The organism is Hahella sp. CR1, assembly GCF_029813005.1.
Taxonomy (GTDB): Bacteria; Pseudomonadota; Gammaproteobacteria; order Pseudomonadales; family Oleiphilaceae; genus Hahella.
Genome location: NZ_JAPELK010000003.1, coordinates 102,622 through 116,538, shown reverse-complemented (window position 1 = coordinate 116,538; position 13,917 = coordinate 102,622). Strand labels below are relative to the sequence as shown.

General features: G+C 52.1%; 12 protein-coding genes. 10 read left to right on the top strand and 2 right to left on the bottom strand.

The annotated features are described in order from the left end of the window. Positions 1–12: 12 nt before the first annotated feature. Positions 13–1,185 (bottom strand): adenylyltransferase/sulfurtransferase MoeZ, encoded by a 1,173-nt coding sequence (gene moeZ / locus ONV78_RS08510; protein ID WP_347815410.1) that lies wholly within the window; start codon positions 1,183–1,185, stop codon positions 13–15. A gap of 559 nt (positions 1,186–1,744) precedes the next feature. On the opposite strand from moeZ, the gene ONV78_RS08505 reads away from it, so the two are divergent. The 5 genes from ONV78_RS08505 (at position 1,745) to ONV78_RS08485 (ending at position 5,633) form a co-directional block, all read left to right on the top strand. Beyond that, positions 1,745–2,065, top strand: a complete 321-nt coding sequence (locus ONV78_RS08505; protein ID WP_279502574.1) for a hypothetical protein — start codon at positions 1,745–1,747, stop codon at positions 2,063–2,065. A 320-nt stretch (positions 2,066–2,385) separates the two neighbouring features. Beyond that, positions 2,386–2,826 (top strand): hypothetical protein, encoded by a 441-nt coding sequence (locus ONV78_RS08500; RefSeq protein WP_279502573.1) that lies wholly within the window; start codon positions 2,386–2,388, stop codon positions 2,824–2,826. Positions 2,827–2,887: 61 nt separating this feature from the next. Then, positions 2,888–3,544: a hypothetical protein gene (locus ONV78_RS08495; RefSeq protein WP_279502571.1), complete on the top strand. Its 657-nt coding sequence runs from the start codon at positions 2,888–2,890 to the stop codon at positions 3,542–3,544. A 276-nt stretch (positions 3,545–3,820) separates the two neighbouring features. After that, positions 3,821–4,486, top strand: a complete 666-nt coding sequence (locus ONV78_RS08490) for a hypothetical protein (protein ID WP_279502570.1) — start codon at positions 3,821–3,823, stop codon at positions 4,484–4,486. A 679-nt stretch (positions 4,487–5,165) separates the two neighbouring features. Further along, positions 5,166–5,633, top strand: a complete 468-nt coding sequence (locus tag ONV78_RS08485; protein ID WP_279502569.1) for a hypothetical protein — start codon at positions 5,166–5,168, stop codon at positions 5,631–5,633. A 41-nt stretch (positions 5,634–5,674) separates the two neighbouring features. Here ONV78_RS08485 and ONV78_RS08480 read toward each other — a convergent pair whose 3' ends face one another. Beyond that, positions 5,675–6,289: a YitT family protein gene (locus tag ONV78_RS08480; RefSeq protein ID WP_279502567.1), complete on the bottom strand. Its 615-nt coding sequence runs from the start codon at positions 6,287–6,289 to the stop codon at positions 5,675–5,677. A 212-nt stretch (positions 6,290–6,501) separates the two neighbouring features. On the opposite strand from ONV78_RS08480, the gene ONV78_RS08475 reads away from it, so the two are divergent. From ONV78_RS08475 to ONV78_RS08455, 5 genes are all read left to right on the top strand, one after another. Beyond that, positions 6,502–7,203, top strand: coding sequence for a Yip1 family protein (locus ONV78_RS08475; RefSeq protein ID WP_279502566.1), 702 nt, complete (start codon positions 6,502–6,504; stop codon positions 7,201–7,203). Between the two features lie 133 nt (positions 7,204–7,336). Beyond that, a complete protein-coding gene (locus ONV78_RS08470; RefSeq protein ID WP_279502565.1) occupies positions 7,337–7,711 on the top strand; it encodes a hypothetical protein in 375 nt (124 codons plus the stop codon). A 248-nt stretch (positions 7,712–7,959) separates the two neighbouring features. After that, positions 7,960–8,580 (top strand): hypothetical protein, encoded by a 621-nt coding sequence (locus tag ONV78_RS08465; RefSeq protein WP_279502563.1) that lies wholly within the window; start codon positions 7,960–7,962, stop codon positions 8,578–8,580. A 104-nt stretch (positions 8,581–8,684) separates the two neighbouring features. Then, entirely contained in the window at positions 8,685–9,881 is a 1,197-nt protein-coding gene (locus tag ONV78_RS08460) for a hypothetical protein (protein ID WP_279502559.1), read from the top strand. Between the two features lie 244 nt (positions 9,882–10,125). Further along, positions 10,126–13,917: a response regulator gene (locus ONV78_RS08455; RefSeq protein WP_279502557.1), complete on the top strand. Its 3,792-nt coding sequence runs from the start codon at positions 10,126–10,128 to the stop codon at positions 13,915–13,917.

Sequence of the window (13,917 nt, the reverse complement as noted above, 5' to 3'; positions counted from 1 at the left end):
TTTCCTCCCGGATCAGTAGCTGGGCAATGAAGGGTCGACATCTCGAATCCAGGCGAGAATGCCGCCGTCGAGATGATGGACGTTATCGAAACCGCATTCGCGTAGAGACTGCAACGCCCGTTGCGAACGCACGCCGGATTTGCAGTGCAGCACGATGGGCGCGTTGCTGCTGAGAGAGTCCAGCATGTCGCGATCCAGCAGCCTGTGCGCAGGAATATGTTGCGATCCCGGAATGCGCACGATGTCCCGCTCCAACGCGTCGCGAACATCGATCAGTTGGAAGTCTCTGGCGCTGTCCCGCCACCGCTTTAGTTCATGAGCGTCAATGCTGGGGACGCTGTCGTTATCGTCTTGAACGGCAGTCGCCAGCCCGCAGAAGGCCTGATAATCCACCAGTTCGGTGATGGCGCGTCTTTGCGGGTCGCGGCGCAGTTTGATAAAACGGAAGCTCATTTCCAGTGCGTCGTACACCGCCAATCTACCCAACAAGGATTCGCCTAATCCAGTAATTAACTTGATCGCTTCCGTGGCCATGATGGAGCCGATGGACGCGCACAGGACGCCCAACACCCCGCCTTCTGAGCAGGAAGGCGCCAGATGGGGCGGGGGCGGTTCCGGATAAAGATCGCGATAATTCAGGCCTGCGCCTTCGGGAGCGTTTTCCCAAAAGACCGACGCTTGTCCTTCAAAGCGATAGATAGAACCCCAGACGTAAGGTTTTCCCGCCAGCACGCAGGCGTCATTGACCAGATAGCGAGTGGCGAAATTGTCGGTTCCATCCACAACCAGGTCGTATTGGGCGATGATTTCAAGGGCGTTGGCTGAGTCCAGGCGCTCGCTATGCAGCCGCACCGCGATGTGCGGGTTGATCTCGTGAATAGCGTCTCTGGCGCTCTCTCCTTTAGGACGTCCGATATCGGACACGCCGTGGATGATTTGTCGTTGCAGGTTGGATTCGTCAACCAGATCAAACTCTACAATGCCCAGGGTTCCGACCCCGGCGGCGGCTAAATAGAGTAAGACCGGAGAGCCCAGACCGCCGGCGCCAACCGCCAGCACTTTGGCGTTCTTCAGGCGTTTCTGCCCATCCAGTCCAACATCCGGCAGCAGCAGATGACGGCTATAGCGGGCGATTTCCTCCGCGGACAACTCCGCAGCGGGTTCTACGAGGGGGGGGAGCTTCATCGACATATGTCCCTCTATCGATTGATGCGATTTCTAGGGAACCTCTGAAAAACTACCTGCGGCCGCCATTACGGCGTCAAAAGTCGGCTCAAAATGCTCATTTATTCACGATAAACTGCGCTTTTTCGCCGACTTTTTCCTTGCACTGGCGGCCTCGCCAACGTTTTTCAGAGGCTCCCTATTTATTAGTTTGGTTATGTCACCGGATGCAGCCGGATAAGGCTGCGAGGACCGTCATCGACGGAAGGAAGGCGGAGAGAAAACGAATTTCCCTCAAAGCGGTCGCCGACATTGATGCGTGACGAACAACAGCTAAAGCGCGATCCATGCCGTTAATTTCTAATGTTTTTTGTAAGGTCCAACACCGCTTATTTTTATATGCGGAGGGACGGGCAGGGGGCAATGCGGCAGTTTGTCGCACCCAATCTGGCTAAGTCTCTGAATGTCTAAAGTTATCAGTCCTCAACGGTCTGTTACTCCCCGCGCACCGGCTCTGTGGTTAAATAGCCGCGCGCTGGCTCAGACGCTGTTTTTAAGGGATTTACAGAAGTTTCCAACCATGAAGACACCCCGTTCAAGAATTGCCGCATCGATATTATTTTGTTTGTTTTCCGACCAGTCTCTGGCGGAATGGCGGTGCTCTGAAAATGACTGTGAAGTGTTGAAGAATGTGCAGACGTTCACCAGTGCGCGGACCAGTAGAGGCGCCTCAGTTCCGGATCATATTAACGCCTATCGATGTCTGTTAAGTCAGGCGGACGCACAGCAACAGCTTATCAAGTTGCAAACGGAAGGGAGCAAGCCTGCTCAGCTCTATGCCATGATTGCTTTGCATGAATTGCTGCCTGGGTATTTCAGCAAAAAGCTGAGCAGTATGTAACGGATGTTTCTGTAGTAAAGACCATGAACGGGTGTAAAGGCGGTAGCACTGAGGTTGCAACGCTCTTCAGACAGATTGATGATGGCGGGAGCGTCCTAAAGCATTTCCTTTAGCATTTTGCGGGCGCGCTACAGGACGTGCGCTAAGAAAGTGCTAAGCAAATGTCGGTTAAGCCTCTTCTTTGTATGGCTAGTATGGCCAAATCCATTAATTTATCTCATATATCTCCCGTACTTGATTCCCCGCGCACCGGCTCTGTGGTTAAATAGCCGCGCGCTGACTCAGGCGCTTTTTTAAAGGATTTACAGAAGTTTCCACTCATGAAGACATCCCGTTCAAGAATTGCCGCCTCGATATTGTTTTGCCTGTTTTCCAGTCAGTCTCTGGCGGAATGGCAGTGCTCCGAAAATGATTATGAAGTGTTGAAGAACGCGGAGGAATTCACCAGTGCTCGTACTGGTTATGCTGGGGATGTTCCGGACCATGTTAATGCGTATGGGTGCCTGCTCAGCCGGGCGGATGCTCAAGAGCAGCTCATCAGGTTGCAAACGGAAGGCAGCAAGCCGGCCCAGCTTTATGCGATGATTGCTTTGCATGACTTGTTGCCAGGGTACTATCAACAAAAGGCGGAACAGTACGTCACGGACACCGCCAGTGTAAAAACAATGGAAGAGCACATCGCTGGCGACGCTACGGTTGCAGAACTGTTTAAGCAGATCGAAAGCGGCGAACGCATTCTGAAACACTACTTTGAGTTTTAATACGATCATTTATAGAACGCGCGATACGAGAAGAACATCCATACATTCGCAGGGACATTCATTGAATAGCTCCAAATCCACTTTGACAAAAAACCATACGCACAGCCTGACCTTGGCCCTGCTCATTCTGTCCCTGTTTACCGTGACGGGCTGCAAGGAACTGGAGTATCTGCGAGCTGAAAAAGTCACCTACCAAGTGCAGGATTACCAGGCGGACAAAGGTTCGAAAGAGGATATGGGCATTCTGTTGAAACGCCTGAACGCCGTTCTCCCGAGTAAACTGTCATCAGTACAGTTCAAAGACGTGGAAGGCAAGGGCGTGATTGAATTTTCACGGGGCGCCCCTGACGCTGAACTGGTCGCATTTCTAAGCGGGCATCCCGGCGAACTCGTATTCAGGGGAACGGAGCCGGATGATATCTGGTATAGCGATCAAGACGTCGTGGAGTCCGCTGCGGTTCCCGCTGGCGACGGACTTGCAGTTGAAGTGGTGTTCTCGGATGAATCCTACGGGAAAGCCTCACCAAGAATTAAACAAAGCATCGGACGCTACGCCTACACCATGCTGGATGACGAAGTACTTCATAAAGCCTTGGTGCAGACGGAACTGGGTAAAAAATTCCTCCTGACCAGCGCCAGCGATACGGAAGCGCAAGGCCTGGCCGTTATGCTTGACAGTGGTCGGATGAGTAGTGGGTATGTATTGGTAAAACTGTAAGCAGTTTGTGGCTGAGAATAGACCGCCGTGCGGGCCTATTCTCCATACCACCTCTAAAACCTGGCCCTGATAATTCCTGTAATACCTTCTTCGTCACCTCTTTCCACGGCTTTCATCCTCTGATAATCGATGTGCAACTAACGGTGTATTGAGGCTCCAAGCTAGGGTTTTCACTGGGTAGTCACACCGTACAAACTACGTTAATTTCATTCGGTAATCGAACTCTCTATTGAATAATTCACCGCATATTTCGATACGGAAATGCTTGGAGTGACGATGCCTGCAAAAGCTTCCACGCCTTTATTTGTAAAAATTATCAAGCTGAGCCTGTTGTTGATATCCGCTGTATTGGCTTATTTTCCGATAAAGAATAATGAAGAGTTTAGATACTTCTTTGCGCCTAAAGTGGTATACGAAGTAAAAGGCTATCAAGGTGATGGCAATGGCCCTGAGGATATGGAAATCCTCACAAGAAGAATCAGCCGCCTTGGTCCAGGCTTATTTTCCAGCGCTGACTTTATGCAAAATGACGGGAAGGCGTTCATCGTGCTAACAAGAGGCGCTGCTGACGCCAGACTTGTTGAATTCGTCAGTCAACATCCAGTCAATTTTGTGATGCGAGGGGAGACCCCTGAAGACATCTGGTATACCAATACGGATATAGTTGAATCAACGGCGGTTTCACCCCGCGGAGACGATATTGCAGTATCAATCACCGTCACGGATGAGGCCTATGCAAAGTCAGGGAAGAAGGTAAACGCTAACGTTGGCGGCTATAGTTACGTGACCTTGGACGGAACTGTCATAAGTAAGGCGAAACTTCAAACTAAGCTCGGTAAAAGCATTATGCTGGCGGGCTACGACAATAGTGATGCAACGGGATTGGTCGCTATTTTAAATGGCGATGTGATGAGCCGGGCGTATACGCTGGTTAGATTGTAGAGATTGTATTGGCTAGTGGTGCAGAATTTAAGTGCATTGATCAACCTGTCTATCACAGACCTCGACAACGCAATCAAATGTAGATGTCATCGGCCCATATTTATGCGGAATATATATGGAAAATTGCTCAATTCTCACTCCGGCGTTTAAGGTGACTGCTTCGTTTTGCCAATAGGCTATACGTTCATATTCAACTTGTGTGTCTGACGTGGAAATCTCCACGATGTCCCATAACTCTTCACAGTCGTCTTTACGTAACCCAATGAAAGTAACAGTCCCAGTGATCGAAGTCTTGGGAATCTCGTTATTGAAATACGCGTTCCACCACATTTGGGAGCCGACCTCGCCATATTTTTCTATATAGTCAGGTGCGTAAAGGGCGAGTTCTGTGTTGACGTCGTTAGCCCAGGTCTGGGGCTGGTCTTTTAGATCGAATATAACTGGCACTACAATAACCGTTCTCTTTATTAATATGGCAATGATATTGGCATGTTAATCATTAGTCGCAGGGATGCGCCTGCGCGGCGGTCAGCCGCGGGAGACAGGGCCTGACATGTGCAGGTCCTGTCGTTGCAGACAAATAGAAGGAAGCCATTTGTCTGCCTGATTAATAGCACTTTTTAAACTTGCGTGTTGAGCGCGGGGAATAGTAGCTGAAACATAAAAAGGCATACAAGAAATGCAATGGATTGGCCCTCTTTTCACCAACGCGGCAGGCTGGAAAGCCTATGTCTCCTTTGCGGAAGGAAAGTGGTATATCAAGCATGATGGCTCGCTAGAGATCGGGAAGGGGAGGTCGGGTTTGATGTTGCTGCCTATTCTTGAGAAAGGTTATGGCGAATGCTATCAGCATCAGATTGATCTTCTTAAAAGAGGGCTACGAGAGAGCGGTCTGGATGAGGCCTGCGCCGAAACGTTTCCCTTTAAAGTCCCTGTTCTCTTTCCTTTTCAGCATCATATGAGCAACTGGGCTGATGACGCATCGGACTGGTTATGGGATATCGAACTGACGCATGCGGAGGCGGAGTTGCTGTTCGCTGCGTCGCAGAATAAACAGTTCAGGCAAAAAACCAGGCATAGGTTGAGGCAGCGGGTAAACGCCTGGACGGCCCAGCAGGGGGTTTGTTTTGTGCGTGAGAAGTTGTGAAGGGCGCGGCGCCTGTTACTCAAGACGCCGCCGAAACTGAGTTAGCCGACTTGATAACGACCGGGTTTGTGGTTGACTGTCAGCAACAGGTTCAGCGCCATGGCGCCGAGCACTGAGTAAATCAGAACCATGGGAGTGACGATGAAGCAGGACGCCAGCACGATAATGCAGTCCACCATCATCTGAAATTTTCCGGCGCGCATGATATTGCGCTTTTGCAGGTATAGCGCGAGGATGCCGACGCCGCCCAGGCTGGATTTATGACGGAACAGAATCAGCATGCCCATGCCGATCAGAAAGCCGCCGAAAACCGCTGCGAACCAGGGCTCTATCGATTTAATGGAGACGACATCCCCTGTGTGATCCACAACCAGTGAAACGATGGCGACGGAAATAAACGTATTGAGGCAGAAACGCCATCCCATCTGCTTGAAAGCCAGCCAATAGAACGGCAGGTTAAGCAGGAAGAAAATCTTACCGAAGCTGATATGCAGCACATGCGTCAACAACAGCGCCAACCCCGCCGTACCGCCTGTCAGTAAGCCGGCTCCGTTGAACAGAAATACGCCGAAAGCCACAAATGCCGTGCCGCTGATCAGCGCAAACAGATCTTCAGGGAGTGAATGCGATTGTAGGGTAAGGGAACTATTAGTCATCGTGAATCCGTCAGAAGGGGAAAATACAGCCTGGAAGTCGCCCAGCGCGGCGATTTTAACGATGCAAAAGACAAAAGTCGCGGATCTTACAAAAAATAACGGGATATTTTAGGGATTTGTACAGAAAAATTGATTTAGGTGTGGCTTTAATCTATGGCTAAACGTAAATTTCCGCCGTTTTCTATTTGTTCCATTTGAATTGATAAAACGCCATGCAAGAACGCTCTCCCTATACTCCGCCAAGTGTCGAATTGGAGTCCCCTGTCACTCCGTCAGAAAATGAACGACTAAATCCCTGGTTCTCCATTTGGTTACGGCCTCGCGCAACCATGCAACAGCTTGCTCAAAGCGCGTCAGACAAGTCTGTATTTGTTATGGCTGGAATGGCGGGCATGATCAATATGCTCTATCGCATTAGTGACAATAAACTCTCCACTAAGGGGGATTTTGACAGTGTATGGCCCTGGGCGCTCCTGGCAGGTCTGATTGAAGGGCTTTTGATTGTTTACCTGGGGAGTGAGCTGATTCGATGGACTGGCCGTTTGCTAAACGGAAGAGCGAGTTATTCAGACATACGTAAGGCCATGGCATGGTCGTATATTCCATTCTTCGCCACGGCTCTCTTCTTCCTGACTGGATGCCTGATCTTAGACATCGGTTTGTTTGATTTCTATCTGGCTATCGCTGACGGCGAACTGGAATTTTGGATTATATTTATCGCGGTCAGCGCTATTCGAATTGTTTTCGGTATATGGGGATTCGTCGTCTTTCTCAAATGTCTTGGCCAGGTTCAGGGCTTTTCCGCTTGGAAAGCATTAGCGAATTGGGTGATGGTTATTTTTGTTGCGACGATCTTTATCTATCTTCCTCTGGGATTAGGTTTTCTCTGGTATCGAGGGTTGCTGAACTTTTAAAGGGGAGGCTCAACGATAGTCATAAGCCATATTGCAAAAGGGCGTTCAACGGATTGTAACGTAGCCGCTGCACACTAAGCGGCTCCCTCATGGGAGTTTAAACACTACGTTATGCTATGAAAGGATTTCTGCAATGTTAAAAACAAAAGTATTGGCTTTGGCCGCTTCCTGCATGGTTTGCACTCTTTCTTTGACTCAGATCGCCAGCGCGAGTGATCGCGTCGCCCAGGTGGATGTGGCGCAAATGGCGGCGGCGGAGAGAAGTTTTTATTATCCGCAGCGTATGAATCAGTATGGCCGTACTGATTACATCTTTATCGACGCCACCAACGGAACCCAGTTCTGTAAAGAAGAGGGTTACAACAACTCGGTTGGCGGTTCTATCCTCTGCGGCGAGGACGAAAGTTCCTACATCACTTTCGACTGGTACCAGCAGCAGTGGGTGTCAAAGAGCACTGGCAGCAAAAATCAGTGCTATCCCTTGTATAGAACTATCACCTGCCGTTAACGGCGACATAGTCTAATTCGGATTGAAAATAGTCTAATTCGGATTGAAAAAGGGTGGGGCAGGCTTCACCCTTTTTTCGTCATGGCGCCCGATCGTTGAAAACTCGCCCCCTTCCTGGTTACGTATCCGTCCTTTCGGAACCAGTCCGCGAAACTGACTGGCGCTGTTGTGCAAAAATACGCCAGTTGAGCTATAACTGAATCAAGGCAGCTTCGCTGCTTGCATGGACGTAAAGGAAGGAGGGAATCGTGCCGTCACCGGAAATTTTCGCTGCGCTTGGCGCGGCGCTGATTGGATTTTCCATCGCTCTTTGGGCTTTCCGAACCTATCGCGGAGATGTGAAGCTAGCCCAACCCAGCTATATCCTGCTTGACCAGGACACCACGTCCCAAGGTAAACGCATCAGCGAAGTGCGTTTGCGGACGGCTTTGTTCAGCGCATCCAAACGCGGGGTGGTGATCGACTACCTGACCCTGTGGCTGCGTCGGGGCGAAGAAGAAGCCAACTTCAGCATCTGGGCCTACCTTAACAAGCAATGCCTGCGGGAAAGCGGCGGCTTGCTGGCGCCCAAGGAAGGCGTCGTTCTTGAGCATCATTTTCTGACTGAAACGGAAGGGCCTGAATTCGAGTTCAAGTCTGGGCCCTACGAGATGGTGATACTCGCTAAACCCGCAGGATCAGGACGACTGCAAAAGCTCAGCAGCCTTTATTTCGTCATCAGTGACTATCAGGCTCAACAAATGCGTAAGTCCGCTATGGGCTTATGCCTGAGATGGGACCCCAAGCATCGCTGTTATCAATCTGATATAGAATCCAACCTCAAGCCCAGCGTGACGCCACTGGTGGAGGAACACGCCGGAGGGCACTGAGATTTTCGCTTTGCGCCTGGAAACTTCAATTAATCTAATAACTTGGAGTTCAGTAATTATCAGGCTATCCTTCATTAACGGTCGTTAATGGCGAGGAGTAGCTTATGGGGCGGGCCCCAACTTATAACGTTGTAAGCAGCGGGGAAATCAATGCGGGCTTTGACGCTCAGCAAGTGGCGAATAGTTGTGCGAAATTATTCAAGACCACGCCAGAAAAGGCCCAGGCGCTGCTCAGTAAGAAACTCGTCTTAAAGAAAGGTCTGGACCTGGAAACGGCGCGCGCATACGTACGCAAGCTGGATAGCATCGGCATGGCGGCGACGGTGCAGGAGGTGAAACCGGAGCCCACTTTTAAAGGGCGTACTCTCTCGTTGGAACCAACAGAGGAAGAACTCCGGGCGAAAGAAGAGGCGGTATCCCAGCCCTCAGACGACCGTGTTACCTGCCCGAAATGTAACCTGGAGCAACCCAAAGCGGAGCAGTGCGCCGGCTGTGGCGTATACATGCACAAAGTCGCCCCTGCGCAGGAATCTACTGAAGCGGCGCCAACTGCGGCGACGGCAACAAGGCCCGGCGGCAATATCCGCAACTCCAGCGCCAAACCCGGCAAAGAAGACGAAGTCACCTACGCGACGGACGATGTCGAAGCGCTCAACCCCAAAGCCATCGGCGCCGCTGCAGGCGCAGCGTTAATCGGCGCTGTGTTGTGGAAGGTGATCGCCATGTCCACAGGGTATGAATTCAGTCTGATCGCCTGGGGGATCGGCGGGGCTGTCGGCTTCGCCGCTCTGGCCATGGGAGGACGAGGCATATCCACAGGGATAGCCTGCGGCGTCCTGGCCTTTCTCGCCATCATGGGCGGTAAATATATGGTTATTCAGAGTATTCAGGAGAACTGGTTTGAAATCCTGGCGGATTCGGGGGAAATCGAGTTGCAGGATTTTCGCCCGGTCTATGATTCGGTTATACAGGCCGCTCACAGCTATCAAACTGATGTGACCGATGACGACTCGCTGCGCAATTTCATGATCGAGTACGGCTACACCGAGGCCAGTGAACCCAGCGAAGTGGTGCAATTTGAAATTGATGATTTCAAACGGGAGTTCGAGCCGGAGCTACGCAAAGTGGCCCTGGAAAACCCTTCGTTTGAACAATGGGTGCAAGCCACATTCAGTCAGGAATTTCAGGAATACTCCACTTTTCAGTTGATGCGAGAAGATTTCGGTCTTCTGGATATCCTGTTTTTATTCCTGGGAGTGGGTACGGCGTTTCAAATGGGAAGCGGTTTAAGGCGTCACTGATCTGCGTGACGCCACGCGCAGATTTCCCTGTCTCTTCCCTTTTTCGTCCCTTACCCAGCGTCGCCTTCCGGCGGCCTGTTTCCCCTTGTATTCACTGATCAGGCTGTCAGTCGCGCCATTCCTCGCATGTCTCTCAATACAGTCTAAGCTGTAAAGGGGGAGAAGCGATCAAAACGAACGTTCAGGGGCCGCCTGAGTTCGTAGGGATAACCAGAAAACTTCTGGTGTTAAGGGAGGGGCTTTCATGGCGTCCGCCAGACTTTCGGATTCATCACTGTTAAGCATGCGAACCTTGCTGGCGGTTACGCTTGCTTTCTGCACGCTGGCGATTCCTTTCTATTATCTGGCCTATTTCTATCAACTCGATCAGGAACATCACAACTACGACCTCAGGCTGGCGGAACAGGCGGAGCTGAGATCGGAAGCCATACAGGACAAGTTGGATCTATATCGTCGCGACGTGCGTTTCCTGTCCAACACGCCTCCTATTCAAGGCATCATCCGCGCCATTGATAATAATGGCCTTGACCCGCAAGAAGGGAACTCACTGCTTGTGTGGCAAAGGCGCTTGCAGGTCATTTTTTCCGAATTTATGAAAGAAAACCCCCGCTTTGCGCAAGTGCGCTATATCGGCGTGGCGGACAAGGGAAGGGAGCTGGTGCGTGTGGATCGCACACCGGAAGGAGTGGTCGCCGTATCGGAGCGGGAATTGCAAAGTAAAGCGGGGCGAGACTACTTCCAGGAAACGCTCAAACTGCCTGCAGGAGAGACCTATGTTTCCGACATCACCCTGAATCGGCGGCAGGATAATCAATTGGAAACGCCCCATCGACCAGTAATTCGGGTCTCAGTGCCTATCTATGCGGAAGGCGATCTGTTCGGCATGGTGGTGATCAACGTGGAGTTCGCTGAAATCTTTACGGAGCTGGTTACCGATCTGGCTCCGGAATACACCACCTATATGCTCAACAGCGATGGCGACTTTCTGGTGCATCCCGACCGCAGAAAAGTCTTTGGTTTTGATATCGGTAAGCGTCACCGCTGGACTGACTATTTCACCACCTCGGACGAATATGACACCTATGAGCACATGAAAATCTTCAAGGGACCGAAAGGTCTGATTCATGCTGTCATGGTCGACGTTCCGCTGGACAAAAATAACCCGTCTCGACATCTGACGCTGGTGAAATCAGTCAGCGATGAGTTTCTGGACGCACATGCGTCGCAAACCGGCAGAGTGGCGATCGGCGCGGTGTTGATAGTGGTGGCGATATTAGGCGTGGTGCTTTATCTGTTTATGCTGAACCTGCGCCGCCGCATGCAGATCAGTCAGGAGCAGGCGCGGCTTGCGGCGATTGTCGACGGCTCCACCGACGCCATTATCAGTAAGTCCCTGGAAGGAGTTGTCACGAGCTGGAACAGAGCGGCGGAAGAAATGTTCGGCTACTCGGCGGAGGAGGCGGTCGGGCAGACTATGGCGTCCCTGATCATGCCCGCGGAGCGCATGGCTGAGGAAGAATATATATTACAGCGATTGCGTCGCGGCGATCCGGTGAGTCATTTTGATACCACTCGTAAACGACGCGACGGCAGCGAGGTTGACGTGTCCATCACCGTATCGCCAGTGCGCGGCCCCAACGGCGCGGTACTGGGGGCCGCCACCACTATCCGCGATATCTCGGCGCAAAAAGCAATTGAAAAGCAAGTGATTGAGCTGAACTCCAACCTTGAGCTGCAGGTCAGGGAACGTACGGGAGAGCTTAAAAAGGCTAAAGATGTGGCGGAAGCGGCGAGCATGGCGAAGTCCGAGTTCGTCGCCAACATGAGCCATGAAATCCGCACCCCGATGAACGCCATTCTGGGCATGTTGCAGCTGTTGCAGCGTACGGTGCTGACCAGTCGCCAGCATGACTACGCGGATAAACTCGACGCCGCCGCACGCACCTTGCTGAGCATCCTCAACGATATTCTCGACTTCTCCAAAGTAGAGGCGGGTAAGCTCAGTCTGGATATGCATCCCTTCAATATCGATCAGGTGTTTCGTGAAGTCGGCGTCATCATGTCCGCCAATCTGGGCGGCAAACCCGTGGAATTACTGTTCGATATCGACCCTGACATACCCTACGACATGCTGGGAGATGGTCTGAGGCTAAAACAAATACTCATTAACCTGGTTGGCAACGCCGTCAAGTTCACGGACGCTGGCGAAATCGTACTATCCGCCAGGCTGCTGAAGCGCACAGAGCGTGAGTTGGAGCTTTTTTTCAGCGTACGGGACACCGGCATCGGCATTTCTCCAGAGAACCTGCAGAACATCTTTGACGGATTCTCCCAGGCGGAGGCGTCCACCTCACGGCGTTTCGGCGGCACCGGTCTGGGCTTGGCTATCTGTCGTCGGCTGGTGGACCTGATGAAGGGCCAGATGAGCGTGGAGAGTACGCCAGGCGAAGGAAGCACCTTCAAATTCACGGTCAAGTTGGGAGTAGTGGGAGATACCCAGGACCTGCGGCGCACCATTCCCAACTTGCACAAGCTCAATGTGCTGGTGGTGGATGATAACGACACCGCCAGAGAAATCGTCGCCGGTATGGCGCAAGGGTTTGGCTGGCGCACGGATCTGGCGGCGTCGGGAGCGGAGGCGGTCGTTTATCTGGAAGCCAGTCGCGACAGTGCGCGTCCCTACGACGTGATATTCGTGGACTACTTGATGCCGGAAGAAAGCGGTCTGGAGGTCTGCCGGAAAGTCCGTTCCATGGACTTTGGCGATGTCCGGCCTATCCTGGTGATGATGTCCGCCCAGGGACGGGAAATACTGGAGCGCCACAGCCAGAGCGGCGATGAAGCCATGCTCGACAGCTTTATCGTCAAACCGATAACGGCCTCCGTATTACTGGATTCAGTGGCGGACGCCCGCGCGGCGGGGCGAAAAGGCTCTTCAACTTCTTACCATTGGCGCAGCTCCGGTCAGATGCTGAAAGGGCTGAAACTGTTGGTAGTGGAGGATAATCCGACCAATCAGCAAGTTGCCATGGAGCTGTTAAACAGCGAAGGCGCGCAGGTGGAAATCGCCTGCAATGGGGCGGAGTGCCTGGAGATGGTCAAGCGGGCGCAACCGGGCTATGACCTGGTGTTGATGGATATTCAAATGCCGGTGATGGATGGTTATTGCGCCACAGGAGAAATACGCAATCGCCTGGGTCTGGCGGATTTACCCATTGTCGCTATGACCGCCAACGCCATGTCTTCGGACAGGAATGCCTGTTTGTCCGTGGGCATGAACGATCATGTCAGCAAACCCTTTGAGCTGGGGCAACTGGTGGAAGTCATTCTCAAGCAGACCGGACTGGAAAGTCGGCTGCAAAAAGTCGCGTCGCTGCATACGACGACGTCTCTGTTTACGGAAGAAGAATTGCAATTCGCCAACAGTCTGCAGATTGACGTCGCTTCCGCGCTGGCTCGTTTTGGCGGCAGCCTGGGCACCTATCGAACGGCGGTGTCTGGTTACAAGAAGGAAGTGCTGACTTTGCTGGAGGAATGGGACGCTTATTTCGCACCGAGCGGCGAGCCGGAGCAGGCGGCGAATGTCCTGCATACCCTGAAAGGTCTGGCTGGCTCCATCGGTTCAGGGGGCCATATGAATATTATCCAGGATGTGGAACTGGCGCTGCGTAATCACGAGCTGGATGAAAATCTGTTGGCGGCGTTGCGACGCGAACTGGAGCGAACCCCTCAGATCGTGGTGGAAATCGATAATCTGCTGGCGGTCAAACAAGCGATGGAGTCCCCGCTGGATATCGTTGGTCAGCCGGAGCGAAGTCTGCATCAGGATTTCAAAGAGTTGGCGTCGCTGGTGCGTGCGTCAAATATGGAGGCGATTTCGTTTTTTGAGAATCTCAAAAGGAAATACGAGTCGGAGTTGCCGGAAGCTGTCAACGAACTGGAAGAGTGCATCAATCAGCTCGATTTCAGTACGGCGCTGACTTTGTGTAACGACATGTTGAAACAGCTGGAGTCTTCGGACTGTATCGGTAACTGA

Bases quoted from the DNA above. Each gene is read 5' to 3' on its own strand.
- moeZ (WP_347815410.1), bottom strand. From the start codon at position 1,185: ATGAAGCTCCCCCCCCTCGTAGAACCCGCTGCGGAGTTGTCCGCGGAG.
- ONV78_RS08505 (WP_279502574.1), top strand. From the start codon at position 1,745: ATGAAGACACCCCGTTCAAGAATTGCCGCATCGATATTATTTTGTTTG.
- ONV78_RS08500 (WP_279502573.1), top strand. From the start codon at position 2,386: ATGAAGACATCCCGTTCAAGAATTGCCGCCTCGATATTGTTTTGCCTG.
- ONV78_RS08490 (WP_279502570.1), top strand. From the start codon at position 3,821: ATGCCTGCAAAAGCTTCCACGCCTTTATTTGTAAAAATTATCAAGCTG.
- ONV78_RS08485 (WP_279502569.1), top strand. From the start codon at position 5,166: ATGCAATGGATTGGCCCTCTTTTCACCAACGCGGCAGGCTGGAAAGCC.
- ONV78_RS08480 (WP_279502567.1), bottom strand. From the start codon at position 6,289: ATGACTAATAGTTCCCTTACCCTACAATCGCATTCACTCCCTGAAGAT.
- ONV78_RS08475 (WP_279502566.1), top strand. From the start codon at position 6,502: ATGCAAGAACGCTCTCCCTATACTCCGCCAAGTGTCGAATTGGAGTCC.
- ONV78_RS08470 (WP_279502565.1), top strand. From the start codon at position 7,337: ATGTTAAAAACAAAAGTATTGGCTTTGGCCGCTTCCTGCATGGTTTGC.
- ONV78_RS08460 (WP_279502559.1), top strand. From the start codon at position 8,685: ATGGGGCGGGCCCCAACTTATAACGTTGTAAGCAGCGGGGAAATCAAT.
- ONV78_RS08455 (WP_279502557.1), top strand. From the start codon at position 10,126: ATGGCGTCCGCCAGACTTTCGGATTCATCACTGTTAAGCATGCGAACC.